31 protein-coding genes, 2 tRNA genes and 1 pseudogene are annotated in these 24,631 nt (G+C 40.8%); 17 read left to right on the top strand and 17 right to left on the bottom strand.

Features of this window, described 5'->3' with window-relative positions:
- Nucleotides 1–88: 88 nt before the first annotated feature.
- The 6 genes from MRT15_RS02955 to MRT15_RS02930 all read right to left on the bottom strand — a co-directional run bounded on the left by MRT15_RS02955 (nucleotide 89) and on the right by MRT15_RS02930 (nucleotide 5,171).
- Nucleotides 89–166: transfer RNA gene (locus MRT15_RS02955), tRNA-Arg, on the bottom strand.
- A gap of 95 nt (nucleotides 167–261) precedes the next feature.
- On the bottom strand, nucleotides 262–1,137 hold the full coding sequence (locus MRT15_RS02950; RefSeq protein ID WP_304327765.1) for a zinc metalloprotease HtpX: 876 nt from the start codon (nucleotides 1,135–1,137) through the stop codon (nucleotides 262–264).
- A gap of 42 nt (nucleotides 1,138–1,179) precedes the next feature.
- Entirely contained in the window at nucleotides 1,180–1,875 is a 696-nt protein-coding gene (tpiA, locus tag MRT15_RS02945) for a triose-phosphate isomerase (protein WP_304327763.1), read from the bottom strand.
- Nucleotides 1,876–1,880: 5 nt separating this feature from the next.
- Nucleotides 1,881–2,981 carry a fructose-1,6-bisphosphate aldolase/phosphatase gene (fbp, locus tag MRT15_RS02940; protein ID WP_369684943.1) on the bottom strand — a complete coding sequence of 367 codons (1,101 nt, stop codon included), beginning with the start codon at nucleotides 2,979–2,981 and terminating at the stop codon, nucleotides 1,881–1,883.
- Nucleotides 2,982–3,029: 48 nt separating this feature from the next.
- Nucleotides 3,030–4,823, bottom strand: coding sequence for a ribosome biogenesis/translation initiation ATPase RLI (locus MRT15_RS02935; RefSeq protein WP_304327759.1), 1,794 nt, complete (start codon nucleotides 4,821–4,823; stop codon nucleotides 3,030–3,032).
- Nucleotides 4,824–4,880: 57 nt separating this feature from the next.
- Nucleotides 4,881–5,171: a hypothetical protein gene (locus MRT15_RS02930; protein WP_304327758.1), complete on the bottom strand. Its 291-nt coding sequence runs from the start codon at nucleotides 5,169–5,171 to the stop codon at nucleotides 4,881–4,883.
- Nucleotides 5,172–5,270: 99 nt separating this feature from the next.
- Here MRT15_RS02930 and MRT15_RS02925 point away from each other — a divergent pair, with 99 nt between their 5' ends.
- The gene (locus tag MRT15_RS02925; protein ID WP_304327756.1) at nucleotides 5,271–6,341 is read left to right on the top strand and encodes an ATP-binding protein; all 1,071 of its coding nucleotides are present in this window, start codon (nucleotides 5,271–5,273) and stop codon (nucleotides 6,339–6,341) included.
- Here MRT15_RS02925 and MRT15_RS02920 read toward each other — a convergent pair.
- Nucleotides 6,301–7,038 carry an ABC transporter ATP-binding protein gene (locus tag MRT15_RS02920; RefSeq protein WP_304327755.1) on the bottom strand — a complete coding sequence of 246 codons (738 nt, stop codon included), beginning with the start codon at nucleotides 7,036–7,038 and terminating at the stop codon, nucleotides 6,301–6,303. The two genes, MRT15_RS02925 and MRT15_RS02920, sit on opposite strands and share 41 nt — an antisense overlap.
- A 67-nt stretch (nucleotides 7,039–7,105) precedes the next feature.
- Here MRT15_RS02920 and MRT15_RS02915 point away from each other — a divergent pair, with 67 nt between their 5' ends.
- Nucleotides 7,106–7,642, top strand: a complete 537-nt coding sequence (locus MRT15_RS02915) for a THUMP domain-containing protein (protein ID WP_304327781.1) — start codon at nucleotides 7,106–7,108, stop codon at nucleotides 7,640–7,642.
- Between the two features lie 13 nt (nucleotides 7,643–7,655).
- Here MRT15_RS02915 and cgi121 read toward each other — a convergent pair whose 3' ends face one another.
- From cgi121 to MRT15_RS02880, 7 genes are read right to left on the bottom strand one after another with little or no spacing between them, the layout of a single operon-like run.
- Nucleotides 7,656–8,261: a KEOPS complex subunit Cgi121 gene (cgi121, locus tag MRT15_RS02910; RefSeq protein WP_304327753.1), complete on the bottom strand. Its 606-nt coding sequence runs from the start codon at nucleotides 8,259–8,261 to the stop codon at nucleotides 7,656–7,658.
- The gene (locus MRT15_RS02905) at nucleotides 8,261–8,866 is read right to left on the bottom strand and encodes a phosphoribosyltransferase (protein WP_304327751.1); all 606 of its coding nucleotides are present in this window, start codon (nucleotides 8,864–8,866) and stop codon (nucleotides 8,261–8,263) included. Before MRT15_RS02905 ends, cgi121 begins: the two co-directional genes overlap by 1 nt.
- 18 nt (nucleotides 8,867–8,884) lie before the next feature.
- Nucleotides 8,885–9,481, bottom strand: a complete 597-nt coding sequence (locus MRT15_RS02900) for an indolepyruvate oxidoreductase subunit beta (protein ID WP_304327750.1) — start codon at nucleotides 9,479–9,481, stop codon at nucleotides 8,885–8,887.
- 1 nt (nucleotide 9,482) lies between these two features.
- Complete coding sequence (iorA, locus tag MRT15_RS02895) at nucleotides 9,483–11,336, bottom strand: indolepyruvate ferredoxin oxidoreductase subunit alpha (protein ID WP_304327748.1); 1,854 nt, start codon at nucleotides 11,334–11,336, stop codon at nucleotides 9,483–9,485.
- On the bottom strand, nucleotides 11,317–12,684 hold the full coding sequence (locus MRT15_RS02890) for an acetate--CoA ligase family protein (protein ID WP_304327746.1): 1,368 nt from the start codon (nucleotides 12,682–12,684) through the stop codon (nucleotides 11,317–11,319). The genes iorA and MRT15_RS02890 overlap by 20 nt, the downstream gene beginning before the upstream one ends.
- A gap of 10 nt (nucleotides 12,685–12,694) precedes the next feature.
- Nucleotides 12,695–12,970 carry a MoaD/ThiS family protein gene (locus MRT15_RS02885; protein ID WP_304327744.1) on the bottom strand — a complete coding sequence of 92 codons (276 nt, stop codon included), beginning with the start codon at nucleotides 12,968–12,970 and terminating at the stop codon, nucleotides 12,695–12,697.
- Between the two features lie 6 nt (nucleotides 12,971–12,976).
- Nucleotides 12,977–13,804 (bottom strand): ParB N-terminal domain-containing protein, encoded by an 828-nt coding sequence (locus MRT15_RS02880; protein ID WP_304327742.1) that lies wholly within the window; start codon nucleotides 13,802–13,804, stop codon nucleotides 12,977–12,979.
- A 72-nt stretch (nucleotides 13,805–13,876) separates the two neighbouring features.
- Between MRT15_RS02880 and MRT15_RS02875 the strand changes: the two genes are divergently transcribed.
- Complete coding sequence (locus MRT15_RS02875) at nucleotides 13,877–14,971, top strand: radical SAM protein (protein WP_304327740.1); 1,095 nt, start codon at nucleotides 13,877–13,879, stop codon at nucleotides 14,969–14,971.
- Here the strand turns inward: MRT15_RS02875 and MRT15_RS02870 are convergent.
- Nucleotides 14,968–15,219, bottom strand: coding sequence for a 30S ribosomal protein S17e (locus tag MRT15_RS02870; protein WP_304327780.1), 252 nt, complete (start codon nucleotides 15,217–15,219; stop codon nucleotides 14,968–14,970). The two genes, MRT15_RS02875 and MRT15_RS02870, sit on opposite strands and share 4 nt — an antisense overlap.
- A gap of 150 nt (nucleotides 15,220–15,369) precedes the next feature.
- On the opposite strand from MRT15_RS02870, the gene MRT15_RS02865 reads away from it, so the two are divergent.
- From MRT15_RS02865 to MRT15_RS02840, 6 genes are all read left to right on the top strand, one after another.
- A complete protein-coding gene (locus MRT15_RS02865; protein ID WP_304327738.1) occupies nucleotides 15,370–15,600 on the top strand; it encodes a histone family protein in 231 nt (76 codons plus the stop codon).
- A gap of 92 nt (nucleotides 15,601–15,692) precedes the next feature.
- Nucleotides 15,693–15,805, top strand: a tRNA-Ser gene (locus tag MRT15_RS02860).
- Between the two features lie 137 nt (nucleotides 15,806–15,942).
- A complete protein-coding gene (locus MRT15_RS02855; protein ID WP_304327736.1) occupies nucleotides 15,943–16,635 on the top strand; it encodes an ABC transporter ATP-binding protein in 693 nt (230 codons plus the stop codon).
- Nucleotides 16,632–18,224, top strand: a complete 1,593-nt coding sequence (locus MRT15_RS02850) for a hypothetical protein (protein ID WP_304327735.1) — start codon at nucleotides 16,632–16,634, stop codon at nucleotides 18,222–18,224. Before MRT15_RS02855 ends, MRT15_RS02850 begins: the two co-directional genes overlap by 4 nt.
- Entirely contained in the window at nucleotides 18,221–19,411 is a 1,191-nt protein-coding gene (locus MRT15_RS02845; protein ID WP_304327733.1) for an ABC transporter permease, read from the top strand. Before MRT15_RS02850 ends, MRT15_RS02845 begins: the two co-directional genes overlap by 4 nt.
- Before the next feature lie 68 nt (nucleotides 19,412–19,479).
- Nucleotides 19,480–19,902: a bacterioferritin gene (locus tag MRT15_RS02840; RefSeq protein WP_304327731.1), complete on the top strand. Its 423-nt coding sequence runs from the start codon at nucleotides 19,480–19,482 to the stop codon at nucleotides 19,900–19,902.
- Between the two features lie 30 nt (nucleotides 19,903–19,932).
- Here the strand turns inward: MRT15_RS02840 and MRT15_RS02835 are convergent, their stop codons facing one another.
- Nucleotides 19,933–21,129 carry an MFS transporter gene (locus MRT15_RS02835; protein WP_304327729.1) on the bottom strand — a complete coding sequence of 399 codons (1,197 nt, stop codon included), beginning with the start codon at nucleotides 21,127–21,129 and terminating at the stop codon, nucleotides 19,933–19,935.
- A 76-nt stretch (nucleotides 21,130–21,205) separates the two neighbouring features.
- Nucleotides 21,206–21,610 carry a 30S ribosomal protein S19 gene (locus tag MRT15_RS02830; RefSeq protein WP_304327727.1) on the bottom strand — a complete coding sequence of 135 codons (405 nt, stop codon included), beginning with the start codon at nucleotides 21,608–21,610 and terminating at the stop codon, nucleotides 21,206–21,208.
- 151 nt (nucleotides 21,611–21,761) lie between these two features.
- Here MRT15_RS02830 and MRT15_RS02825 point away from each other — a divergent pair, with 151 nt between their 5' ends.
- From MRT15_RS02825 to MRT15_RS12530, 8 genes and pseudogenes are all read left to right on the top strand, one after another.
- A complete protein-coding gene (locus MRT15_RS02825) occupies nucleotides 21,762–22,229 on the top strand; it encodes a 50S ribosomal protein L22 (protein WP_304327725.1) in 468 nt (155 codons plus the stop codon).
- Nucleotides 22,226–22,864: a 30S ribosomal protein S3 gene (locus MRT15_RS02820; RefSeq protein ID WP_304327723.1), complete on the top strand. Its 639-nt coding sequence runs from the start codon at nucleotides 22,226–22,228 to the stop codon at nucleotides 22,862–22,864. Before MRT15_RS02825 ends, MRT15_RS02820 begins: the two co-directional genes overlap by 4 nt.
- Nucleotides 22,842–23,054, top strand: coding sequence for a 50S ribosomal protein L29 (gene rpmC / locus MRT15_RS02815; RefSeq protein WP_304327721.1), 213 nt, complete (start codon nucleotides 22,842–22,844; stop codon nucleotides 23,052–23,054). The genes MRT15_RS02820 and rpmC overlap by 23 nt, the downstream gene beginning before the upstream one ends.
- Nucleotides 23,051–23,347: a ribonuclease P protein component 1 gene (locus tag MRT15_RS02810; protein ID WP_304327719.1), complete on the top strand. Its 297-nt coding sequence runs from the start codon at nucleotides 23,051–23,053 to the stop codon at nucleotides 23,345–23,347. The genes rpmC and MRT15_RS02810 overlap by 4 nt, the downstream gene beginning before the upstream one ends.
- Nucleotides 23,348–23,698, top strand: coding sequence for a 30S ribosomal protein S17 (locus MRT15_RS02805; protein WP_304327717.1), 351 nt, complete (start codon nucleotides 23,348–23,350; stop codon nucleotides 23,696–23,698).
- The gene (locus tag MRT15_RS02800) at nucleotides 23,691–24,119 is read left to right on the top strand and encodes a 50S ribosomal protein L14 (RefSeq protein ID WP_304327715.1); all 429 of its coding nucleotides are present in this window, start codon (nucleotides 23,691–23,693) and stop codon (nucleotides 24,117–24,119) included. Before MRT15_RS02805 ends, MRT15_RS02800 begins: the two co-directional genes overlap by 8 nt.
- A gap of 14 nt (nucleotides 24,120–24,133) precedes the next feature.
- On the top strand, nucleotides 24,134–24,514 hold the full coding sequence (gene rplX / locus MRT15_RS02795) for a 50S ribosomal protein L24 (protein WP_304327713.1): 381 nt from the start codon (nucleotides 24,134–24,136) through the stop codon (nucleotides 24,512–24,514).
- A pseudogene (locus MRT15_RS12530) lies at nucleotides 24,507–24,631 on the top strand (30S ribosomal protein S4e); the annotation flags it as partial. The gene rplX and the pseudogene MRT15_RS12530, both read left to right, overlap by 8 nt.

Here is a 24,631-nt window from a genome sequence, read left to right as displayed (position 1 = left end):
TCAAACTTTTAGTACATTACTATTTTGATTGTTGAAATCCTCAAACATGATCATAGTTTCAGCATAACCAGATATGTACAATCAATGGTGGCGGGCCCGCTGGGATTTGAACCCAGGACCTTCGGCTCCGCAGGCCGACGCTCTATCCAAACTGAGCTACGGGCCCCAATAAAATATTGGGTGCTTTGACAATTTAAAAGTGTCCCAACATATAATGTATGCTTAATTCTTTGAATGTCTTGATCGTGGAATTTTGATGTGTTACATGTAGTATATTCCCATTTCCCTGGCAATCTTCTTTAATCTTTCAACCCTCTTCTCCACTGGTGGATGTGTTGAGAATAGTTCTTCTAGAGTTGCCCCTCTCAGTGGGTTTACTATCCACATGTGGGATGTTGATGGATTCACGTTCAATGTTAATCCAGCATTCTTAGCTCCACTTATCTTTATTAGAGCGTTGGCTAAGCTCATGGGTTTACCTGTAATCTTCGCTCCACCCTCATCGGCTCCATACTCCCTCTCACGGGATATTGCCAATTGCACTAGTGTTGCAGCTATTGGGGCTAGTATTGCCGCCAACAATGCAGCCACTATGGATCCCTCATCCCTCCTACGTTCACCAGCCCCCCATAATATTCCCCATCTTCCGAGAAATGCTAGGTAGCTTATTGCACCAGCAAGGGTTGCAGCAATTGTTGATACAAGTATATCCCTATTCTTGATGTGCGTTATCTCATGCCCTATTACCGCTTCAATTTCATCTTCATTTAGTATTGACATTAACCCCCTGGTTACAGCTACAACGCTTCTCCCAGGACCCCTACCAGTTGCAAAAGCATTTGGGGCATTGCTATCTATTACTGCAACTTTTGGTTTTGGTATGTTTGCCGCATTGGCTACACGTTCAACTATCCTGTGTAAACGTGGATATTCTGCTTCACTAACTATTCTAGCTCCACACATGCTTAAGACGATTTTATCTGAGTATAGGTATGTGATTAGATTCATGAATAGAGCCATAGCTAGGGATAATTCAACAGCAGTTAATGGGCTTCCAAATAGTGAGCCTATGGCGTAACCCACAAGCATTAGGAGCCCAGTCATTATCCCAAAGAGCAGTATAACTCTACCCATCATAATTATCCATTATATGTAGAAAATGATTAGGCTTATAAAAACTTAGCGTTGTAACCCCTTTAGAGAAGCTTCACAGAGTGATCTTAGGAAGGATTCAGGATCTTTAGCTTTAACGTAAGCTGAGGCAAGTAGTATGCCTTCAACCCCCAATTTAAAGGCTATGTATGCATCTTCAGCTGTGGATATCCCAGCACCACAAAATACGAGTACATCCCTAGAAACCCCCTTAACCTCACTGACAGCGTTGGAGACAACTTCAGGTTTAACCTTACTCACAGCCATACCAGTACCAATTAGTTCAGGAGGTTCCACAGCTACACCCCAAGGTTTAAGATAAGCCAATGATGAAGCAACCCTAACATTGTTAGCGCATACGAGGGCAATCAATCCAACTTCATTAACCCTAGACAATGCAAACTCTATATCTGACAATTTAAGTCTAAATTCCGAGTGATTCAGCAGTGTGCCAGATGCCCCTGCAGCCTTAACTGCCTCCGGGAGGATGTGACCAGTCCAAGAGCCAGGAGTTATGGGATCTACATGCTGTGAGAATACTGGAATATCAACTGAACTTGCAACCCTATAGAGATCTGTATGTTGTGGGCATACCACTATGCTAACACCAGTCTCATTGGAAACCTTCTCTGCAATCTTTGAAAGCCTTACTGCACCATCACCAGTAGCCTCTAAAAAACATTTGAAGTTTAAGGTTATTATTGGAGGTTTCAAAAACTTCATCAGCCCTACTTCACCTTCTCAAATCTATCCTTAAGCTTCTCCAAAACCTGTGGTAGTGTGGTATACTCCATTTCATCTGGACCTAGCCTAGCAGGCATGAATGGGCCATGCCTACGCATGTAATCAGCAATCTCCATAACCTTCATCCTAGTATATTCGAAGGCTGGATCATCAAACAAATCGGCTGGACCTATGAGCTTACCATTATTTAACTGGAATCCTAACGCCACAATCCTTGGTGGACCATCAAACCTAGTACACTTAGCATCCCTCAATGAAACTGGCATTAATGGGCCGTAATGACTCCCCCTCATCCAACCAGCAACCAGATGTGGGAAGGAAAATGCCTCCAAAACCTCACCCACAGCTGGGAGACCACTCTGCGTCCTAACAATACATACTGGATCATCTTTACCAACATATCTACCGGCAATGAGGGATAATCTAGTTGTGGAGCATGAAGCTGCAATCAACCCCTCCCTACTATGAATCTTATGTATAACATACCTACCAGTGGTTCCAAGTAGTGCTAGGAGATCATACATTTCTTCAGGGCAGTTCAATGTAACCCTTAACCCCTCCAAAACATCCAGCACTGTGAAACTGAACCCTTTATGAAGTCTTGGATCTATGACAAGCCCAGCAGTATTGAATGGGTCTGCAAAGACTCTGAATAATGGGAGGTTGAAGGCTCCAGGCTCAGTCTTATCAGCTGCAAAAACTATGATGGGCTCACTAGGCCTCTCCTCAAACTCCATTTCAGCAACCCCAGGCCCTAAACCCCTAACATTACCTGAAAATGCATCACTTAATAGGTCTTGACCAGCAGCATAGAGCTTCATGGGCTTTGAAACATTATCAGTAACCATCTTGAAGGTATTCCAAGCTAAACCATGAATTTCAGGATTATCCTCACCCTTAGTATGCGTCATTAAAAGCTCCAAATCATCACCACAATTGAAGACGTAGAAGTCCAGTATAAGACCAGTTTCAGCTGCCAATTTTAGATTCTCCCTTGCAGCTTCAATCTGCTTTGGATGAACTATATGATGCCCAGCCAAGCTTCCAACATCAGCTTTAATTAAACTTACAGTAACCTTCAATATTTATCACCGAAAATATTGTGTTTCAATGGGTATTTAAAGGTATCCAGCTTACTCCTTAGCCTCATAATAGTAGTATTCGCCTATACTCTTCTGATGCCTATCAAGCCATGAATCTGGCTTATTAACTCTAGGTCTACCGGTCTGGGGATCCCTCCTAAAAGTTACATCCACATCCCTCAAGAACCTATTCATTCCACTCCTTAAACCTGTGGGTGTGTGGGCTATTCCAAATTTACCCGGGATACCTGAAAATACCATTAAGCTGTTGGCTATTATGCTTTGAATTATTAGGTCATGTTCCACAACGAATGCAGCTGAAGATTTCGCCTCCACAATCCTCTTGATAACCCTAGCCACGGAGATTCTCTGCTCAACATCTAAATATGCACTTGGCTCATCCAGTAGGTATATGTTTGCATCCATGGATAGACATTTAGCTATGGCAACCCTCTGAAGCTCACCACCACTAAGCTCAGATAGATGTGAATCCAGTAGGTCTATGAGGTCTAGTGGTATTAGAATTTCACTCTTAAACCATGAGGAATTAAACTTGTCACCAGCAGCTTCAGCCAAAACCTCCTTAACAGTTAAATCCTCCTTAAAGGATATGTATTGAGGCTTGTAGCTAACCTTTAAACTGGATGTTGGAGTGTAACCTTCATCAACCTCCAAAACTCCTGCAAGAAGCTTTATGAATGTCGTCTTACCAATACCGTTTGGACCTAGAATCCCAATAACTTCACCTATATGTATGCTGCCAGGTTCAACCTTAAGTTCAAAATCCCCAAGCCTCTTCCTCATAGGACCCCACTCTAGGAATAAGCTTCCAGGAGCCCATTCAATATGTGGTGGAGCTACATCAAACCTAACTGGTTCACGCCTAAATAGGACGTTGTCTGAGGATATGTATCCATCAAGATAAATGTTTATTCCAACCCTAACACCATAAACTGGGGTTACAACACCATAAACCCCTGGATTCCCATAGAATATGCAAACTTGATCTGAAATGTAATCTAAAACTGCAATATCATGTTCCACAACAATCACATATTTATCCTTTGAGGCAAGCCCCCTAATGACTTTGGCAACCCTCATCCTCTCATAAACATCGAGGTAGCTTGAAGGCTCATCAAATAGGTATACATCGGCATCCCTAAGGGCTACAGCTGCAACAGCAACCTTCTGAAGCTCACCACCACTGAGAACACTTAAGGGTCTATCCCAAATCCCCTTTAGACCCAGTGAATCAGCCAAATCACGTAGAACTCCACGCTCATCAATTCTGGATAGAACCTCCCCAACGGAGCCCTTAACTACACTTGGAATCTTATCAAGATACTGCGGTTTCAAGAATACTCTAAGATTGCCGTGGGATAGCTTCTCAAAGTATGTTTGAAGCTCAGAACCCCTATAGAAGCGTATGATCTCATCCCAATCGGGAGGTGAATCCCATCTACCAAGATTTGGCTTAATAACTCCACCCAAAATCTTGATGGCAGTGGATTTACCCACAGCATTTGGGCCAAGTAAACCTAGAACCATCCCAGGTTTTGGTATTGGAAGCCTATACAATTTGAATTTATTGGCTCCATACCTATGAACACAATTCTCCTCCAACTCATCTGGGAGATTAACTATCTTCAAAGCTTTAAATGGACATTTACGGACACATATACCGCAACCAGAACATAATGCCTCAGCAATTATGGGCTTACCAGTTTCAGCATTAAACTCAATAGTCTTATCCCCACTCCTAACCCTAGGGCAAAACCTATAACACTCCTTACTGCAATCCTTAGGTTTACATTTATCAGCATCGAGGATGGCTATCCTAACCATCGTGAGTGCACCACAAAAATTGGGGGGAATGTATAGTTTAAGTATACCGCAAAATCCCTATTCAAATCCCTCAGGCTTCTCTTCACCCTCTTCCTCCATCAACTCAAGGGTTGCCTTATGATAATCCTCCATAAGCTCCAACTCCTCCTCACTCCTCCTAGTACTCTTAACCTCGGACTCACTTACAACAGTTATCTTCCTACGCTTCTCCTCACCAATATCCTGCTTAACCTTATATGACTGTGAAGTATACTTCTTAACAAAACCGCAATTCCTACAAACTAGAACTATCTCTCCATTACGCTTCTCAGGCACGAGCATACTTCCACACCTATCACAAAACTCCACGATACTTCACCCAATATTTATGTTATAATGCGCTTAGAACCTTACATATAAGGTGACAAACAAGTATTTAAGGTTGTCTATACTAAAGTTTGAATTGGAATGTCAATACCCACATACCCATTCACAGCCATAGTGGATCAAGACAACATGAAACTAGCCCTCCTATTAAATGCAATAAACCCTAGGATAGGGGGAGTATTAATTAGGGGGGCTAAGGGGACTGGTAAAAGCACAGCGGTAAGAGCCTTAGCAGAACTCCTCCCAGAAATAGAGGTTGTGAAGGGATGCCCCTTCAACTGCAACCCAAAAGACCCAACAAACATGTGTGAAGTATGCAGAGAGAAGTATGAGAGAGGGGAACCCCTCGAATATGAGAAGAGGAAGATGAGGATAATCACACTACCCATAGGAGCCACTGAGGATAGGGTTGTGGGAACACTGGATATAACGAGGGCCATAAAGGAGGGGGTTAAAGCCCTAGAGCCAGGGTTACTTGCAGAAGCAAATCAAAACATACTATACGTGGATGAAATAAACCTACTACCAGACCACATAGTCGATGACATACTGGATGCAGCTGCCTCAGGATGGAACGTAGTGGAGAGGGAGGGAATATCAGTTGCACATCCAGCCAGATTCATACTAATAGGAACCATGAATCCAGAGGAGGGGGAGCTTAGACCACAATTACTGGATAGATTAGCACTACACGTACAAGTCGAGAACATATATGATAAGGATTTAAGGATAGAGATTATGAGGAGGAACTTGGAATACGAGGAAAACCCAGAAGCCTTCAGGAAGAAGTTTGAACCACAACAAGAGGAGCTTAGGAGGAGGATAATAAATGCCAGAAACATACTGCCAAAAGTTAAAGTTCCGGATAAACTTTTGGAAGTGGTTTCGAGATTATGCATAAAACTCAGGGTTGATGGACATAGACCAGACATAACAATAATAAAGACTGCAAAAACCCTAGCAGCCTTCGAGGGGGTTTTAGAGGTAAACTTAGACCACATAAAGACATGTGCAAGATTAACTTTAAGCCATAGGACTAGGAGAGGGGGACTTGAAGAACCTGCAACCCCACAGCAAATAGAGGATGCATTAAATGAAGCTTTAATTGAAGCTAAAGTTTTGGAGGCTCCCCGAATAATTCCTCAAAAGTAATCTCCACAGTCCTCTTAGGCTCAATACGCTCAATAACACCATCCCTAATCCAAGCAATACGATCACTAACACCCAAAATCTTCATATCATGAGTTGCACAGATAACAGTAATCCCATTCTTAACATTCAAATCCTTCATCAAACTAACAATCTTAAACCCGGTGGCTAAATCGAGATTACCAGTAGGCTCATCAGCCAACAATATTGATGGATTATTGGCTAAAGCCCTTGCAAGGGCAACCCTCTGTTGCTGCCCACCTGAAAGCTCATCAGGCTTATGATGCAACCTATCACCCAAACCCACAATATTCAACAATTCCACAGCCCTCCTACGCCTCTCCTCAACACTTAAACCTGCAAAAACCATTGGCAACATAACATTATCGAGGGCCGTGAGGAATGGAATTAAATTGAAGGTTTGAAAGACATATCCAATCTTAAAACATCTAAACATGGCAAGATCATAATCGCTCAATGTGGAGAGATCCACACCATCAACCACAACCCTACCACGAGTAGGCCTATCCAAACCACCAATCATATTAAATAATGTGGTTTTACCTGAACCTGAAGGCCCCATAATGGACAAATATTCACCACGGGAAACTGATAAATTAACACCTTGAAGAGCCTTAACAACCCACCCCTTCATATAATAATATTTATGCAAATCCACAACCTCAACAATTGCCCCCATAAAAACCAAAATATCTCTAGGAAGTTAAAGATTTAAGCTTTAATTAACAAATAGGCATTTGATTGAAATGGAATTCACATTAATAGTTTCAACGCAGAGGGGGAGGGAGAACGACTGCATATCGGAATTGTGGTATCTACTTAGGGAGATAGGGGAGGAGGAAGGGGTTTATGAAAAGACAGGGCTACCTGGACTTGTAATTGTAAAAACGAAGATGGATCCATTCACGGTGGTGGAGAGATTAAAGGAGATGGCTGAAGAGAGGCCATGGGAATTTCACTACGTCCTAAAGGTAACACCAATAGAATTAAACGTCAAAACAGATGTGGAGGAGATAAAGGAAGCAGTGAAGAAACTTCTTTGGAAGATTGGGGAAAACGAAAGCTTCAGAATAACCGTGAATAAGAGGGCAACAAACCTTAGTAGCAAGGAAATAATAGAGGAAGTTGCAAAACTTGTGGATAGGAAGGTAGATCTGGAAAACCCAGACAAAATAATACAAATAGAGATAATAGGAGACTACACTGGAATCTCAATTATAAAACCAGATCAAATACTATCAATAACTAAGATTAAGGAGGAATGGATGAAGAAGCTTAGGTAGAGGGAGATGCAAGTCACTTATAAACCTCTAAGGCGCAACCCCTCTCAATCAATATATATTCTAAGGCATCCCAAGAGCTTAACCCCCTCTTAGAAACAGACTTCAACTCATCCTCCGAAACATTAAACAATTTCATTAAATGTTTAAAGTGATCCATAGACCTATTGGATAGAACATTGATGTTAAGCTTAGCCTCTAAACATGAATCTAAGAAGCGCTTCAAACCATTATAAACTTCAGATTCACTGGAACCGAAAACTGCCAAAACAAAATCCTTAACAAATTCACCTAAACCAGAAACCCTCAATGCATCCTTAATCTGCCTCTCACCAGAACAGTATAGTAGGAGCTCCATTTCAATACTATGCGATATATTCCTCCCACACTTAAAACTCCTCAAAGCCTTTAAAGCCGCTGAAGCCACATGCCTCCATGAAACTATGGAATCAGCATTTAAAAATTGAATTCTGAATATACCCCTCAAAGACTCCAAAACCCCAATTAATCTATCCCTTGAAACGGGGCTTGAAAGGGAAATTCCGAAAACGCCAAAATAATCGTATTGAAAACCGCTGGAGAAGTTTATTATGAATCCACCATCAACCTGCCTAACTTCCATCAAACCACACCCTTCAAATCCCCCAAAACTATGGGTAGAATTCTATCCACAACATCCCCCCTTATACCAATACTTAGAAGCCTACCCCTAATTTCAGATGAATTTAAACCATCCCTAATCCACTTGGAAGCCAAACTCTTAATAGTTTCATAGGATTCCCATGGATATATTATCCATGCATCGGTAACCTCAATGTAGAAGTCTGGTATGAATATTGTCCAAGGCTTAACATGTATGGTTGCCACCATAACACTACCAGCACCCATATCAATTAAATGTTGAACAGCCTTAACCAAACTACTCCCAGTATCAGAAACGTCATCAACTGCCAAAACACGTTTACCCCGAACATCTATGGAGACTGGCTGTGTAACTATTGGAGACCTGCTATGAGTTCCAACATCCTTATAGAACTCTATCCTCAAACTACCAATATCAGCAATATCCAGTAAATCTGACAGCAATCTAGCAACAATCCATCCACCCCTAGCAATCCCAACTATACAATCAAACTTGCATCCAGAACCCCTAATCTTAAGTGATAAATCGATAACCTTAGAATATATTTCATCCCATGAGGGAGCTACAAACTTTAACTCCACCATAACACCCACAACCCCGCATTAAAATTTATTGAAGTTGAAGCCCAAATCAAAGGCTAAAATATTCTCCTTAATATATCTCGACGGAACATTTTCAGCCACAGTATCCCTCAAAATGTTTGGCGGCAAAATTTCCTGGAACAATTTACATAGGAAGCCAAGTAGGACGATGTTTGTAGCTGTGGGTAAACCAGCCTTAACAGCCAAGCCATCAGCATCCAAAACATGAATCTTACAAGTAACTCCACCATAAACTTTCACCACATCATCCAGAGATGGCATTCTACCCTCACCAATCAAAACGGATATCGGTGGAATTGTATTGGAGTTTATTATGACCGTGGAGTTTACAGAGGCATACTTGAAAACCCTGAGAGCTTCAATGTAATCCAAGGATACTATGACATCAGCACCTCCAATTGGTATTAGGGGGCTTAAAACCTTCGAGCCAAATCTAATGAAGCTTTGAACTATCCCACCTCTCTGAGACATGCCTAAAGTTTCACCCACACGGACACTATAACCCAACTTAACAGCAGCTGAAGCTAAAATCCTCGATAAAGTCAAAACCCCCTGACCGCCAACACCACAAGCAACAACATTGAATTCATCAACCATTTCAATACACCTCAATGGCTTTAAATGGACATACGTATGAGCATGAGCCACAACCATTACATGAAGATTGAATTACTGGTCCCTTAACAGGATCCCATGACATAGCTGGGCAACCATATGTCGATATACAAACCTTACACTTCCTACAAACATCATAGTTAACCTTCACCACATGAAACTTTTCACCCATCCTCCTAGAGAGGATGGCACAAGCCCTCCTACAAATCACAACGTAAACCCCATCCCTATTCAACAAAGCCTTCTTCAAAACATCCACAGTTTTAGGAATATCATATGGATCCACAACCTCAACCTTATCAACCCCAACCCCCCTAACAACATTAACTATATCCACAGATCTAGCTGGGGATCCATCAGCCCTAAAACTGGATCCAGGGTGAGGTTGATGCCCAGTCATAGCTGTTGTGGCATTATCCAAAACCATAACAACCATGTTGACATTAAAGTGAACTGCATCCACAAGAGCTGGTAGACCAGCATGAAATAGTGTTGAATCACCTATCGTGGCTACCACAGGCTTATCATAACCTGAAAGTTTAAGCCCTAAAGCCATTGATATACTGGCACCCATACAGTGCTCAGTCCATATGGCTTCAAGAGGCTTCTGCAAGCTTAACGCATAACAACCAATATCCCCAAATACTGGAACCTCATCAACCCTAAACCCTAAATCCCTAATAGCCTTCAAGAGGGCATAGTAGGAGCTTCTATGTGGGCATCCTGCACACATAACTGGACTTCTAGGTGGAGGCTCGATTGGTGAAGCTTTAATTGAGGGGGTGGAAGCCTTAAATCCAAAAACGTTGGCTATGGCATTCTCAACAATCTCAATGCTGAATTCCCCCTCCCTAGGCAAAACACCATCAAACTTACCATGGAATTCCACATCCAAATTCATGGTTGTAGATAATGCTCTAACCCTCTCCTCAAGGATGGGTTCAAGCTCCTCAACAAATAAAACCCTCCTACAATGGGATAGGAATTTGGATAAATTCTCCATGGATATGGGGTTTACCAATCCAACTCTAAATATTGAGCATGATTCAAATCCAAGCCTCCTCAAAGATTCCAAGACATATGTATAGCTAACCCCACTAGTTATGATCCCAAAATCCCCCCTCAAAATCATGATGTCAAATGGATATTTGGAAGCCAAACTTGGAACTTGAGACATACGCTTATTTAACCATAAATGCCTATCAAGATTCCACCTCATGGAAGCCCTAACATACCTAGGTGGATCCTTCTTGAATAATGGTTTACGCTTGAGGAGCTTTAAATCTCCAAGCAAAACATCAGAAGATGTATGATTAACCCTAGTGGTGGTTCTAAGTATTACTGGGAGGTTAACCTCCTCAGACAATTCAAAACCCCAAACCACCATATCCTTAGCTTCCTGAGGTGTGGAAGGTTCAATTAGGGGTAGGTTTGATAGGAAAGCATAAAACCTACTATCCTGCTCAGTCTGTGTTGTATGTGGACCTGGATCATCAGCCACTAAAATTATCATCCCACCATTAACCCCAGCATAGGCAGCTGATAAAAGGGCATCTGAAGCAACATTAATCCCCGGAGCCTTCATGGTAACCATAGACCTCAAACCAGCCGATGATGCTGAGAAGGCAGCTTCAAAAGCAACCTTCTCATTGACAAACCATTCCACCAAGATTCCAAGCTTACTGGAAACTCTGGATAGGGACATTATAACCTCCGAAGATGGCGTTCCAGGATAACCGGATACAAATTGCACTCCACCCTCAATTGCCCCTCTAGCAATAGCTTCATTACCCATCATCAAAACTCTTGATCCAGATTCACCTAATAGGGGATCCAAAAAATCCACCTCCAAAACGTGTTATCGAGTAAGCTACATAAGCAGCATCCTCCAATGTGAATGTACATGGAATACCTCTCCCCTCCAAATATTTAACACATTCCCTAACAATATCTCCATACATGAAGCATGGAATTATGGGCATACCCATATTCAAGTTATGGAAGTCACTTATAGCTTTAGCAACCTCCATGGGATTAGTGAAGCTTGGCGGGACACATATGACTAAAGCTAAATCATACTCCCCTGAAATTGCAACTTCCCTCAAAACGCCATAATACCAATCATAACCACCAGTGGCAGTTAAGTCTATTGGATTCCTCAATGAGCATATTTGTGGTAGGAAGCCTCTAAGCCTGGATTTCAAATTCTCAGAGGGTTCAGATACTATTAAGCCAAAAGATTCACATAGATCTGTGGCTACAACCCCAGGTCCACCTGAATTGGTAACTATTATGGTTCTAGGTCCCCGAGCTCTAAAACCTAAACCTAGAAATTTTGATGATGAAAATAAGCCACTGAGACCTGGAGCTTCAAGGATCCCAAACTGCCTGAATAGGGATGAGTAGATATGGTATGGTGAAGCTAAAGCCCCTGTATGGGATGCAGCAGCCCTACCACCACTAATAGATTTACCAGCCTTAAATGCCACTATAGGTTTAACCCCCCTAAACCTCCTACAAACATCAATGAATCTACGTCCATTACGTATAGCCTCAAGATATAAGGCTATAGATCCAGTTTCATCATCCCCAAGAAGATACTCCAAAACATCCACTTCACTCACATCACAAGAATTCCCACAACTAACAAATTTGCTGAACCCCACACCCCCCTCCCTAGCCAATGCAAATAGGATGCCCCCCACAGCCCCACTTTGAGATATTAGGGATACAGGTCCCCTTGGAACTCTGAACTCCATACATGCATGGAAATTTATTGATGTATTTATTATTCCAGCACTATTAGGCCCAATAACCCTAACACCATACTTACGTGCATGTGAAACCAACTCCTCCTCTAACCCCCTATTCCCAACCTCACTAAACCCTCCAGAGATAACCACAACGCCCTTAACGCCAATAGAACCACACTCCCCAACAATTCCGGGGACAGTTTCAGCTGGAGTTACAATTACAGCTAAATCCGGAGTTGATGGTATACTCTTAACTGATGAATAAACCTTCAATCCAAGTATGCTCCCACCCTTAGGGTTAACTGGAAATATATCCCCGCCAAAACCTGCTTCAACAATATTCTTGACAAGCTCATACCCAACCTTACCTGGAACTGTCGATGCACCCACAATAGCCACAGAATTAGGATAAAAGAAGAAGTCCAAATTCAAATAGAATCACCTATCCACCATGAACTGATGGTATGAATATGAGCTCATCATCCTCACTTACAACGTAATCTAATCCGAGGATATCATATGAAACTTCATTGACCAGTAGGATTATGCTTGAACGAATTCTATCAGGTGAACCATTAAATATCTCATTTGAAGCTTTTCCCAATAGATCGTAAATCATTGAGAGAACATCCCTAAGCTTCCTCCCCCCAACTCCACTCAGAGACATCAACCCATCATCAAAAATATTCTTCAAATGACCTAGAAATCTAACCCTCAACCCCCATCACCCCTCAAACACATACAAATATTCATCATACTTCCTATCAAGAATGCTACCAGGAGGATATATCCTTACAGCCCTACTTTTAATGTGATTCAAAAACATTAAGGATGCTTCCTCAAAGCTATCCATAAACAACACATTTAATGGCAAATTTATGCCCATAGGTCTAAATGGGAAAACATGTCTAGTGGATTTATGTGGGAAAACCTTACCTGAAACAGCCAATGAGATCACATCCCCCTTCGAAACGCCTGGAAGGGTTAAAACTGCAGAGCACTCCCCAGAATCAAGTTTAGAGATGGCGTCGGATTCAAGATCATAGTTTACAATGAACCCTCTTGATGAGAAATTAGCCTCCAAATCCTTAACCAGCCATAAAGATTCAAAAACCCCACTTGTATGGAAAAGGTAGAAGCCATCTCTGAAGATAAGCAATGGGTACTTTGAAACGTAAATGTCAATGGATTCCCTGCCAAGGAATTCAGCATTGAAAGATTTCTCAACAAACTCCCTAAAACCACTACCTGAAATAATCCTCCACCACCTATAAACCCTAACACTATCACTCATGTAATCCACATAACAGACAGGGATCCACTTAAACCCAATAATCTTAGATGCTGCAAGCCTATGCATACCATCCAAAACAACGTTGGAATTGGAATCCACAATTATTGGATCCTTAAAAACGCCACTCCTCCTAATCTCCCCCACAAGCTTATCCAAAATTGATGGAATGATCTCTTCATGTGGATGAAGCTTATCCACAGGGGCTAAAGCCAACTCTTCACTGAAACCCATAAAGGATATCTGCAAAGACAATGCCATGGGCAACGCCACCAAATAATTCAATAAATAATATATTTGTTAGTTTATAAACCAATTTTACGGTTACAACAAATGGATTTAACCAGCATACCACTAAGAAAGATGATTCTGAAGGAGAAGTATGGGGAGAAGCTCCCCGAGAAATCCATCATGAAGGCATCATCAGATCATCATGCCAAGAGGAGGCCTAGACCATGTGGACTAACCATACATCCAGCCATAGGATGTGTAAACCAATGCATATACTGCTATATACAGGACATGGGATACAACTTCAACAACATAACACCATACGGTCTAAGTGGAGCTGAAATGGTATACGCACTACTATCAAACCCATACTTCATGCCAACAATAAATGGTACATACATTGCCATAGGAAGCGTGACGGAACCATTCCATGAAAGGGTGAAGGGTAAGACTATGGAATACATAAAAGCCTTCGAAGAACTTGGAAACCCAGTTCAATTCTCCACAAAGGAATATATAGATGAGGAATTAGCTAAGAAAATAGCGCAAATAAAGATACCGATAAGCCCCCTAATAACAATAGTTACATTGAAAAGTAAAAATGTGCTGGAGCCAAAAGCACCAGACATAGAGCTGAGAATTAAAACCATAAGGAATCTTAGAGCTGAAGGGTTAAAGCCAATGGTCTTCATTAGACCAATAATTCCAGGGATAACGGATAATGAAGCTGAAGAGATAATTGATGAAGCTAAAAGGGCTGGAGCCGTAGGCATAGTTGCAGGATCACTAAGACTGACTAGGAGCATAATGGAGAGGATGAGTAAATTGGGATTAGATGTGAAATTCATAAGGGAAGCCGTTGAGGGGGAGGGGGCTTGGAAGGCTAAAAGGAGGATAATGGAGATAGCTGAAGAGAGGGGGCTTAAAGCCTTCCCATCATCATGTTGTGCAAACGCCTACGTATCTGGAACAACATGCATAAACCTCTGCAAAAACGCCATAAGGGAAGTGCCTAAAGCCAACGTTGAAGACGTTAGAAACCTAGTAAAGAATATAGTGGGGAAGAGGGTGAGGGATGTAATTTTCAACGACAATTCAATCAGAATACTCATGGAAGAGAAGCTCACAAGAAGGGAGAAGGATATATTAAAGTACGATCTTAGAGTAATATTGCGGAGAATTATAAGTATAGTTTAACCTCCACTAGACTCCGCTTCAGCTTCACCCTCCACTTCAGCAGATTCAGCCTCCTCAACCTCTGAAGCACGCATATTAATCTTAACCAGATGGGTGATGTAGCCGGCAACCCTATTCCGTAAATGCTTAAATCTGAGATCAGTCAACTCCTCAACCAAACGCTTATTCTTCTCAAAATCCGTGGTGAAAAGATCTGGATACTTCTCCAACAATTTCGCAGCCAAATTCTTCACAACCTTCGTTCGCACCTTCCCCAAATAGACCCCTCTAAAGAGTAAAGAATAACGGAATATTATTTAAACATATCGAAGCCATTAAAAAGGTAAATCGTACTATAATGATGAAATTAAGAGAAAACAATTAATATTAGGAGAGCAAAAGTTTTTAATGGTGTTAAAATGCCTGAACTCCCACTAGCACCCATAGAAAGATTGGTTCGAAAAGCTGGAGCCTACAGAGTAAGTGTAGAGGCAGCTGAAGCCCTAAGAGAAATACTGGAAGACATGGCTATAGAGATATCGAAGGAAGCAATAGAGCTAGCTCAACATGCAAATAGGAAGACAGTGACTGGAGAAGACATAAAACTGGCAACCAAAAGATTACAGAAAAGCTTGAAGTACCCAGTATAAAACACAATAAACCCGAGATGAGCAAGTAATATAGAATTTAAGAACAGAAACCCATAAAACAACCCATTAGTTTTTATTTAACAAATTTTCAAGCCGGGGTAGCCTAGCGGTAAGGCGCAGGCCTCGAGATAAATACATTTAAAGAGGGCTGGAAAGCCTGTGTCCCTTCGGGGACTCGCGGGTTCAAATCCCGCCCCCGGCGCCAAACACAATAAATCCACAACAATGAAAATTATGATTACAATGCCATACCTGAAATCAGATAAATATAAATATCATATCTAAGGTTAATTGTTTATAATCGTAGTAACATTATTGCCAAAATTGATGGAGGTGGATTCAATGGATATAGTTAGATTGGAGAATGTTTCGAAGGTTTATGTTGCCGGGAAGGTTAAATATCCAGCGCTGAGAAATGTGAGCATATCATTTCCAATGGGGAAATTCATAGCGGTGATGGGACCATCAGGGTCAGGTAAATCCACACTACTAAACTTAATAGGAGGCTTAGATAAACCAACCGAGGGTAAGATAATATCTTGTGGTAGAAATTTGGAGGAATTAACAAGTGATGAACTTGCAAAGTATAGGAATGAGAAGATAGGGTTTGTCTTTCAATTCTTCAATTTAATTGGGTATCTAAACGTGCTGGAGAACGTTATGCTACCAATGGCTATAAAGGGGGTTGATGAAGATGAGGGGAGGGAGAAGGCCATGAACCTATTGAAAATCCTAGGACTTGAAGATAAAGTGAAGAAGAAGCCCAATGAACTTAGTGGTGGCGAGAGGCAAAAAGTTGCAATAGCAAGAGCACTTATAAACGATCCAGAACTAATACTTGCTGATGAACCCACTGGAAACATTGACAGCGTAAGTGCAAAGGTAATTATGGAAATATTCAGAAGGCTTGTTGATGAAAAGGGGATAACTATAATAATGGTAACACATAACATAGAATTATCAAGATTCTGCGATATGGTGGTAAAGTTGAGGGATGGAATGATAGAAGAGGTTAAGGAGGTTTCAAAGCCATGAGGGAAAATAAACTCATAATGATGATTTTAATCCTAATAATAATGGCTTCAATTTCATCTTCAATAATCATGTGCAAGGGGGAGGGTAATGAATTCAAACTTTTATCAACATATTGGGGGGATACAAGTCAAATAGAAGTTACTGGAGGGGATTATACAACACTAACAATAATACTTAGATATGAGGGGAAGTGGAGCTTCAACAATCTAGTGGCAAAATTAAGCCTCCCAGAACCATTCAAAACATCCGACAAAAGCAATACGGCAACAATATACTATAAATCAACAGTAACCCCAGGCTCTATAATACAATTAGCATACCAAATTTACATATCACCACAAGCACTTAAAGGAACATACCTATCAAACCTAAACTTAGAATACTTCATATCAAACTATGGATTAATAAGTCAAACAATACAAATCCCACTGGAAATCACTGGAAGACCAAATATACAATTAAGCTTATACAATGAAACTCTAATTGAAGGAAGGCAGACTGCATTACTAACTATTAAAAACTTGGGGGATGCAGATGCCTACAATTTACAGATATCAAGGGCATACTCCAGCAGCATAACCATAAACAATATAGGATACACATATATTGAGCATATAAAGCCAGGTGAAAACGTTACATCAACAATTGAAATTTACGTTCCAAGCGGATTGAAGGGGAAGATGGTTCAAATAAACTTTGACATAAGATACATTGGACCTAGAAACTCAATTTACACTGAAACAAAGAGCATACAAGCACTAATAAACCCACAAGACCCACAACCAAAATTGGATGTAAAATTAAGTACTGGGGAACTCTATATAGGGAAAATAAATAAACTAAACATAACCATATCAAATAATGGCTACAGTGCAATTAGGAATGTAAAGATGAGCATATCCACAGACGCCACAATAAAGGTTTTCGGATCCTCAACCATGTATATTGATGATTTAGAGCCATGGCAAAGCAGCAGTATACCAATAGATGTATATGTCCCATTAACCACAGCAGCCACTGGAACCATAACCATATCCACAACCTACTATGATACAGCTAGGGATGTATCAGTCAGCGATACACGGCAAATTACAATGCTATTGAGGGGATTCATAGAATTAACATTGACAGACGTGGCAATAATACCCGCATCTCCAAGGCCAAACACGCCCTTCTCAATAACCATAACAATAACAAATGTTGGAACATCAACAGCATATGCAACCTATGCAACCCCAATACTAGAGAACCTCCCAATACAACCCTTCGGATCCAGATCAGTATACATAGGAAACATAGATGTTAACACACCAACAACATTCACAATAAACCTACAACTACTAAACACAACACTAACACAAGTAAAACTACCAGTTGTATTAAGGTATATGGACAATCTCAGGAACATAAGCGAAAAATCATTTGAAATAACGATAAACATATCCCCAACAACATCGACAACCACAACCACCACACAAAGCAGAGGCACATTTATATCAATCCTCACAAGCCCACTAACCATAATATCCATAATAGCCATAATCGTAATAGTCTCGGGAGTACTGATAATGAGGTGGAGGAGGAAATGAAGTTAAAGGGATTATTGAAGTTAGCATTGAAACAGTTAATGGAGAGAAGAACTAGAACCATACTAACGATTTTAGCAATAGCCGTAGGTGTTACAAGTATAATTGCACTCTCAGCACAAGTGGAAGGGGTTAGCAATGAAATATTCAAAACCCTGGAGAAACTTGGACCAAACACAATAATAGTCACTGTTAGGAGTGGAGGACTATTCACAGATGTAGATGTATCAAATGTTAAAGGGTTAAGTGGAGTGGCAAAAGTGGCTCCAATATTCATAACCACCGCAAGAGTCACAGGAATAAATGATAGGATAACAATACTTGGAGCCTCCACCACAGATATGCAAACAATATTGGGAAGCATAAACCTAATTAAGGGGGAAGCATATTATGATGTACCATCACCCCAAGCAGTAATAGGCTATAACATAGCAGTGGATGATACAGGAGCATACAGGTATGATGTTGGACAATCAATACTGGTTCAGATAGGATCTAGAAACATAATGATGATCACGGTGGGAATCCTCGACTCCTACGGAACATCAACAATAATAAACCCGGACACAACAATATTCATCCCAATAGACTACCTAAGACTACTACTAAGAACCAGTGGATACACGGCAATTATAGTGAAGACAAACAGCATTGATGACGTTGACAGCGTCATGGAGCTAATAAGATACATGTTTGGAGGTAGAGCAAGCATAACATCAATAAAGCAGATTACAAGCACAGTTCAAGCAGTAACATCACAAATAAGCCTATTACTAGTGGGAATTGCTGGAACATCCTTCGTGGCAGCAGGGCTTGGAACATTCAACATAATGACAATATCAGTATTGGAAAGGGTTAGGGAGATAGGGATACTTAAGGCTATTGGAATGAAGGATAGAGGAGTCCTTGCACTATATCTCTCACAAGGATTAATACTTGGAATCCTTGGAAGCGGCATAGGAATAATACTGGGCGTAGCCATCGCATACATAATACCAATACTGCTAGGTAGTGGCGCTAGAATCAATGTTTCAGGCCAAAACATTCTATCCACATATACGCCAAAAGTAACTCCAACATACATATTCATGTCAGTGATGATTGCAGTATTGGTGGCAGTAGTATCATCAGCATATCCATCATGGAAAGCTGCAAAAATGAATCCAGTAGAAGCATTGAGATACGAGTAAGGGGAGATGAATCATCCAATGGAAAAACAATATATAAACGTTACAACAATGTATGTGTGGTGACATAAATGGTTTCAAAAGAGTTACTTGAACTATTAAATGAAGCCATAGCCTCCGAAATGCAAGTATCCATACAATACATGTGGCAACATGTACAATGGAGTGGAGTGAAAGGATTAGCTGTTAAGGATACTTTAAGGAGTATTGCAATTCAAGAAATGAAGCATGCGGAGAAGATAGCTGAAAGACTATACTATCTGGGAGGTAAACCCACAACAAAACCCAAAGAAATATTCGTGGGAGAGAATCTAAAGGAGATGATTGAAAGAGACGTTAAAGATGAAGAAACTGCCATCACGCTTTACAAGAAGATAATAAAGAAGGCTTTAGATGAAGGGGATGAAGTAACAGCACACATATTTAGAGAGATATTAGAGGATGAAGAAGACCATCATGACACATTCACAACAATACTTGAAGATTTAACGTGAAAACAATAATTAACCCACATTTTTTAAACCCTACATTTTTGCAGTTAAATGTTTATCATGACTCCTACGCATAATTAACCCCACAATCTGCACTATTAATAATGCTGAAAAGGTCAATATTGGTAGAAGCCATAGTATTGATAGATAGCTACCTGAAGACTCTATAATAAACCCGAATATTATGGGTCCAATCATAAATCCAGCGTCGAAGGCCATGGAGTATATTCCAGACCCAAATCCCCTAATTTCAGGAGGCAAATCGCCTAGAGCAAGTAACTGTATTGCTGGAACCCATAAACCAGTTCCAACACCAACTAAGATTGCTACTACATAAACAAGTGGTGGATTTGGAAATACGCTGAGAATGATGTAACCTAAAGTTATTATTATGGCGCCAATAGATGCCACCGGAATAGAGCCATGTTTATCAGCAATCCTTCCACTAGTCGCCCTTGTCACGATGCTTGCTCCACCATTAATGCTTGAAAAGAGTCCGTAAGTCGCTGTACCTAAACCAACACTAACATAATATGCGGGTAAGAATGCCCATACTCCACTCATGGCCATAGAATAAAATATTACAGCCAACATTGAACCAATGAAATTCAATTTCAAAAGTCTTTTAATATCCTTAAATCCATTTGAATTACCTCTATGCTTAACAATATCCTTTGGAACCATTCTGCTGGTGAAGTATATTATGATAAGGGCGGTAAAGACGAATAGAAAGTTTATTATGAAAGTATTCCTGTAACCCATTAGGTCAGCCAAATATCCGCCGATGCCAGGCCCCAACAATTGACTTATTCCAAACATCGTGCTCCTCCAACCCAGAGTTTCCCCAACTCTATTCACTGGGGAGAGATCTATGGCTGTGGATATGGATGCAGGCATGAAGAATGCTGAAGCTAAGCCGCTCAAAATTCTCCCAAAGGCAAAGGACCATAGGTTATTGGATAAAAAGTAAATTATTGCTGCAGCACAGTTGAGGGCAGTTCCAAGCATTAGCGTCTCAAATCTCTTACCACGATCAACAATTAACCCTGCAAAGGGTCTAATAATTATGGTTACCATTGATGTTATAGATGATAGTAAGCCAATTATAATTGCATCAGCTCCTAGAGAAAGCGCGAATGGAGAAATTATTGGAGAAACTATCATTCCACCAGTGAAGAAGATTAGTGTTGAAATGTGAAGGAGCCATGCTAACTTCACTAAATCGTCCACTATTTTTCACCATGAAATGTATTATTAGAAATATAAGGCAATTGTGGTTTAAGTCTTTCTGTGGGTGGAGTGAATTTTACTTTAATGGTACATACATGCTTGATCTAGTAGCCCTTAAACCTGGAGCTCCATGAACCACCTTCTTGTTCGTTATTGCAAACTCACCTAGGTAATGCCCAATCATCTCAGTGGTTATCTCAACTGGAACGAAATCTTTGCCATTATGTACATGTATTGTTAAACCAACCATTTCCGGTAGTATTATCATATCTCTACAATGCGTTCTTATCTTCACATTCTTACCTTCACTCATAAGTTTCTTGGCCTCCCTAATCTTCTCCAATAATATACGTTGCTGGGGAGTTAACCCCCTCTTCAAGCTCCTCCTCTGCCTAGAGGGGAGTAGGGTGACAAATTTGTCCATGGGCATTTCAAGCAATTGCTGGAGCGTATACCCCCTATAAGTGAATTCCCTTGGCATAACGGTACACCAACAACCTCATACACTTAATGCTTAAATATCTAATAAACTTTACTTCAAAGTATCATTCTAAGGGGAAAGCAAAATTTTTATAGTATTTAATGGAAAAATGCTTAGTCTAAATATTTGATATGTGTAGGAGATTAGGATTATGCCCAGTTGGGGTTATTCAATAAGGGGGCTGAACCCCGAGACAACTGCGAAAGCTTGTGGTAGAGATATGAATATTTCATATAAGGCAGCATATGAGATATGTAAATTCATTAGGGGGATGAAGCTCGAAGAAGCAATAGAGTATTTGGAGAAGGTATGTAGGAAGGAAAAGCCCATCCCATTCACAAGGTTTACTGGTAAAGTTGCACATCATAGGGGGATGGAGGGAAGAGCTTCATTAAGATACCCTGTCAAGGCATCAAGGGAGATAATATCATTATTAAATCAAGTTAAAGCTAACGCTGAATATAAAGGTTTAAACCCGGATAAATTGAGGATAATTCACATTGCAGCCATGAAGGGGCCTACGATAAAGAAGTATATTGAAAGGGCGTTTGGAAGGGCATCACCATACAATAGGCAACTCGTACATATAGAAGTGGCAGTTGCGGAGGAGGAAACATGAGTATAAAAAGATACTTCGTCCATGAAGGATACAAGAAAATGCAAATCGATGAATATTTAATGAAGGAATTTGAGAAAGCAGGATATGCTGGAATGGAAATGTATAAAACTCCACTGGGAACAAGAATAACAATATACGCTGAAAGACCTGGAATCATAATAGGTAGAGGAGGAACAACCATTAAAAAGCTTGCTGAAACCCTTGAGAAGAGATTTGGCGTAGAGAGACCTCAAATAGCAATAGCACAAGTACAAAATCCGGAACTAAATGCAAAGGTCATGGCATTAAGAATAGCTAGGGCAATGGAGAAGGGGGTAAACTTTAGGAGAGCTGCCTTCGTCGCATTAAGGCAAATAATGGATGCTGGAGCTAGAGGAGCTGAAATAATAATAAGCGGAAAACTGAGATCAGAAAGGGCAAACTACGAGAAGGTTAAAGCTGGAGAACTATTAAAAGCAGGGGAGAAGAAGGAAGTACTCGTAGATGAAGCAAAAGCAGAAGTCCTATTGAAACCAGGAAAGTATGGCATAAAAGTGAGGATAATGCCACCAGTAAAAACCCCGGACGAAATCACAATAAAGGAGAAGGCTGAATTAGAGGAGGGGGAGGAAAGTGGCGATAATAAGAGTGAATGAAATAAGGAAAATGACCCCTGAACAGAGGAGGGAGAAGCTTTCAGAACTTAAGGCAGAATTGGCGAAAACCATGGCTCTAGCAGCTTCAGGAGCCCCTCTAGACAACCCCAAAAAGATAAGGGAACTGAAGAAGGCAATAGCCAGAATACTCACAATAGAAAACGAAGAGAAGAGGAGGGGGAAGAAGTGAAGATAACTGCGAAAAATATAATAGCCCACGAACTCATTGGTTTAAAGGTTAAAGTGAGCGAATGCAGTAACAAAAGCTGCATAGGAATTAGTGGAATGGTAGTTGATGAAACTATGAAGACAATTAAAATAAAAGATGAAAAGGATGGTAGAGTGAAAGTTATACCAAAAATTAATACAAAATTCATATTCGAAACTGAGATAGGGGAATTGGTGGAAATTGATGGAAACGTGATAATAGCAAGACCTGAAGATAGATTGAAAAAGATAGCTGTGAGGAGGAGATGGTGGTAGATGAGCACTCCAGCAAGAAACATAGGAATACCGGGAGTTAAACCTCCAACAACAACATGCAACGATCCATTATGCCCATATCATGGGAAACTTAGCGTTAGAGGGAAGGTGATCGAGGGAACCGTTGTAAGTAGCAAAATGAGTAAAGCAGTAGTTGTACAGAGAGACTACTTATACTATGTTCCAAAATATAAGAGGTATGAAAAGAGGAGGTCAAAAATACATGCATACAAACCCCCATGCATAGAGGTTAAAGAGGGGGATATTGTAAAGATAGCTGAATGCAGACCCATAAGCAAAACAATATCATTCGTAGTCATAGAGAAAGTGGAGGGGGGAGGAAGTGGCTAAGAGGGGAGCTAAAGGGGCTGTTGGAGTATCATATAGACATGGTGTAAGCGCAGGATTACCAGTTGGGGCTAGAATTAAATGTGCAGATAACAGTGGAGCAAAAATAGTTCAAATAATTGGAGTAGTAGGCTTAAAGGGTAGGTTGAGAAGGTTAGTATCAGCATCCGTTGGAGATATGGTTATAGTATCTGTGAAGGAAGGAACTCCAGAAATGAGGAGGCAAATACTTAGAGCAGTAATAGTTAGACAGAAAAAGCCATACAGGAGACTTGATGGAAGCTGGATACAATTTGAAGACAACGCAGCAGTAATAGTAACCCCTGAAGGGGAACCGAGGGGGACAGATATAAGAGGGCCTGTGGCTAAGGAAGCTGCGGAGAGATGGCCTAAAGTTGCAGCCTTAGCAAGTATAATAATTTGAGGGGGTGGAAATAAGTGTACTGGAAAACAAAATCCAAGAAACCTTCAAAACAGAGGAAAGCGATCCTTGAAGCCCCACTACATAAAAGGCATGATTTAATGGCAGCCCCCCTATCACCGGAATTAAGGAAGAAGTATAATAGAAGGTCATTCCCCGTTAGAAAGGGGGATACCGTGTTAATAATGAGGGGGGATTTCGCTGGAATAGAGGGAAAGGTTGTGGAGGTAGATTTAAAGGAGATGAGAATACACGTTGAGGGGGCAACCCGCAAGAAAGCTGATGGAACAATAGTATATGTCCCCATACATCCATCAAAAGTTATGATAACCAAACTCGACCTATCAGACGAATTAAGGAAGAAGGCATTGGAGAGGAAGGTGATGGAAAGTGGGTAGGAGAGGCCCTCCAAAACATTTAAAGAGATTTGCATCACCAGCATTCTGGCCAATACCAAAGAAGGCATATACATTTACAGTTAGACCATTACCAGGACCACATCCAATAGAAGACTC

It is taken from the genome of Candidatus Culexarchaeum yellowstonense, assembly GCF_024707025.1.
Lineage (GTDB): Archaea > Thermoproteota > Methanomethylicia > Culexarchaeales > Culexarchaeaceae > Culexarchaeum.
This window is presented reverse-complemented; position numbering and strand designations above follow the sequence as displayed.

Bases quoted from the DNA above. Each gene is read 5' to 3' on its own strand.
- MRT15_RS02950 (WP_304327765.1), bottom strand. From the start codon at position 1,137: ATGATGGGTAGAGTTATACTGCTCTTTGGGATAATGACTGGGCTCCTA.
- tpiA (WP_304327763.1), bottom strand. From the start codon at position 1,875: ATGAAGTTTTTGAAACCTCCAATAATAACCTTAAACTTCAAATGTTTT.
- MRT15_RS02935 (WP_304327759.1), bottom strand. From the start codon at position 4,823: ATGGTTAGGATAGCCATCCTCGATGCTGATAAATGTAAACCTAAGGAT.
- MRT15_RS02925 (WP_304327756.1), top strand. From the start codon at position 5,271: ATGTCAATACCCACATACCCATTCACAGCCATAGTGGATCAAGACAAC.
- MRT15_RS02920 (WP_304327755.1), bottom strand. From the start codon at position 7,038: ATGGGGGCAATTGTTGAGGTTGTGGATTTGCATAAATATTATTATATG.
- MRT15_RS02915 (WP_304327781.1), top strand. From the start codon at position 7,106: ATGGAATTCACATTAATAGTTTCAACGCAGAGGGGGAGGGAGAACGAC.
- cgi121 (WP_304327753.1), bottom strand. From the start codon at position 8,261: ATGGAAGTTAGGCAGGTTGATGGTGGATTCATAATAAACTTCTCCAGC.
- MRT15_RS02905 (WP_304327751.1), bottom strand. From the start codon at position 8,866: ATGGTGGAGTTAAAGTTTGTAGCTCCCTCATGGGATGAAATATATTCT.
- MRT15_RS02900 (WP_304327750.1), bottom strand. From the start codon at position 9,481: ATGGTTGATGAATTCAATGTTGTTGCTTGTGGTGTTGGCGGTCAGGGG.
- MRT15_RS02880 (WP_304327742.1), bottom strand. From the start codon at position 13,804: ATGGCATTGTCTTTGCAGATATCCTTTATGGGTTTCAGTGAAGAGTTG.
- MRT15_RS02875 (WP_304327740.1), top strand. From the start codon at position 13,877: ATGGATTTAACCAGCATACCACTAAGAAAGATGATTCTGAAGGAGAAG.
- MRT15_RS02865 (WP_304327738.1), top strand. From the start codon at position 15,370: ATGCCTGAACTCCCACTAGCACCCATAGAAAGATTGGTTCGAAAAGCT.
- MRT15_RS02855 (WP_304327736.1), top strand. From the start codon at position 15,943: ATGGATATAGTTAGATTGGAGAATGTTTCGAAGGTTTATGTTGCCGGG.
- MRT15_RS02850 (WP_304327735.1), top strand. From the start codon at position 16,632: ATGAGGGAAAATAAACTCATAATGATGATTTTAATCCTAATAATAATG.
- MRT15_RS02845 (WP_304327733.1), top strand. From the start codon at position 18,221: ATGAAGTTAAAGGGATTATTGAAGTTAGCATTGAAACAGTTAATGGAG.
- MRT15_RS02840 (WP_304327731.1), top strand. From the start codon at position 19,480: ATGGTTTCAAAAGAGTTACTTGAACTATTAAATGAAGCCATAGCCTCC.
- MRT15_RS02830 (WP_304327727.1), bottom strand. From the start codon at position 21,610: ATGCCAAGGGAATTCACTTATAGGGGGTATACGCTCCAGCAATTGCTT.
- MRT15_RS02825 (WP_304327725.1), top strand. From the start codon at position 21,762: ATGCCCAGTTGGGGTTATTCAATAAGGGGGCTGAACCCCGAGACAACT.
- MRT15_RS02820 (WP_304327723.1), top strand. From the start codon at position 22,226: ATGAGTATAAAAAGATACTTCGTCCATGAAGGATACAAGAAAATGCAA.
- MRT15_RS02805 (WP_304327717.1), top strand. From the start codon at position 23,348: ATGAGCACTCCAGCAAGAAACATAGGAATACCGGGAGTTAAACCTCCA.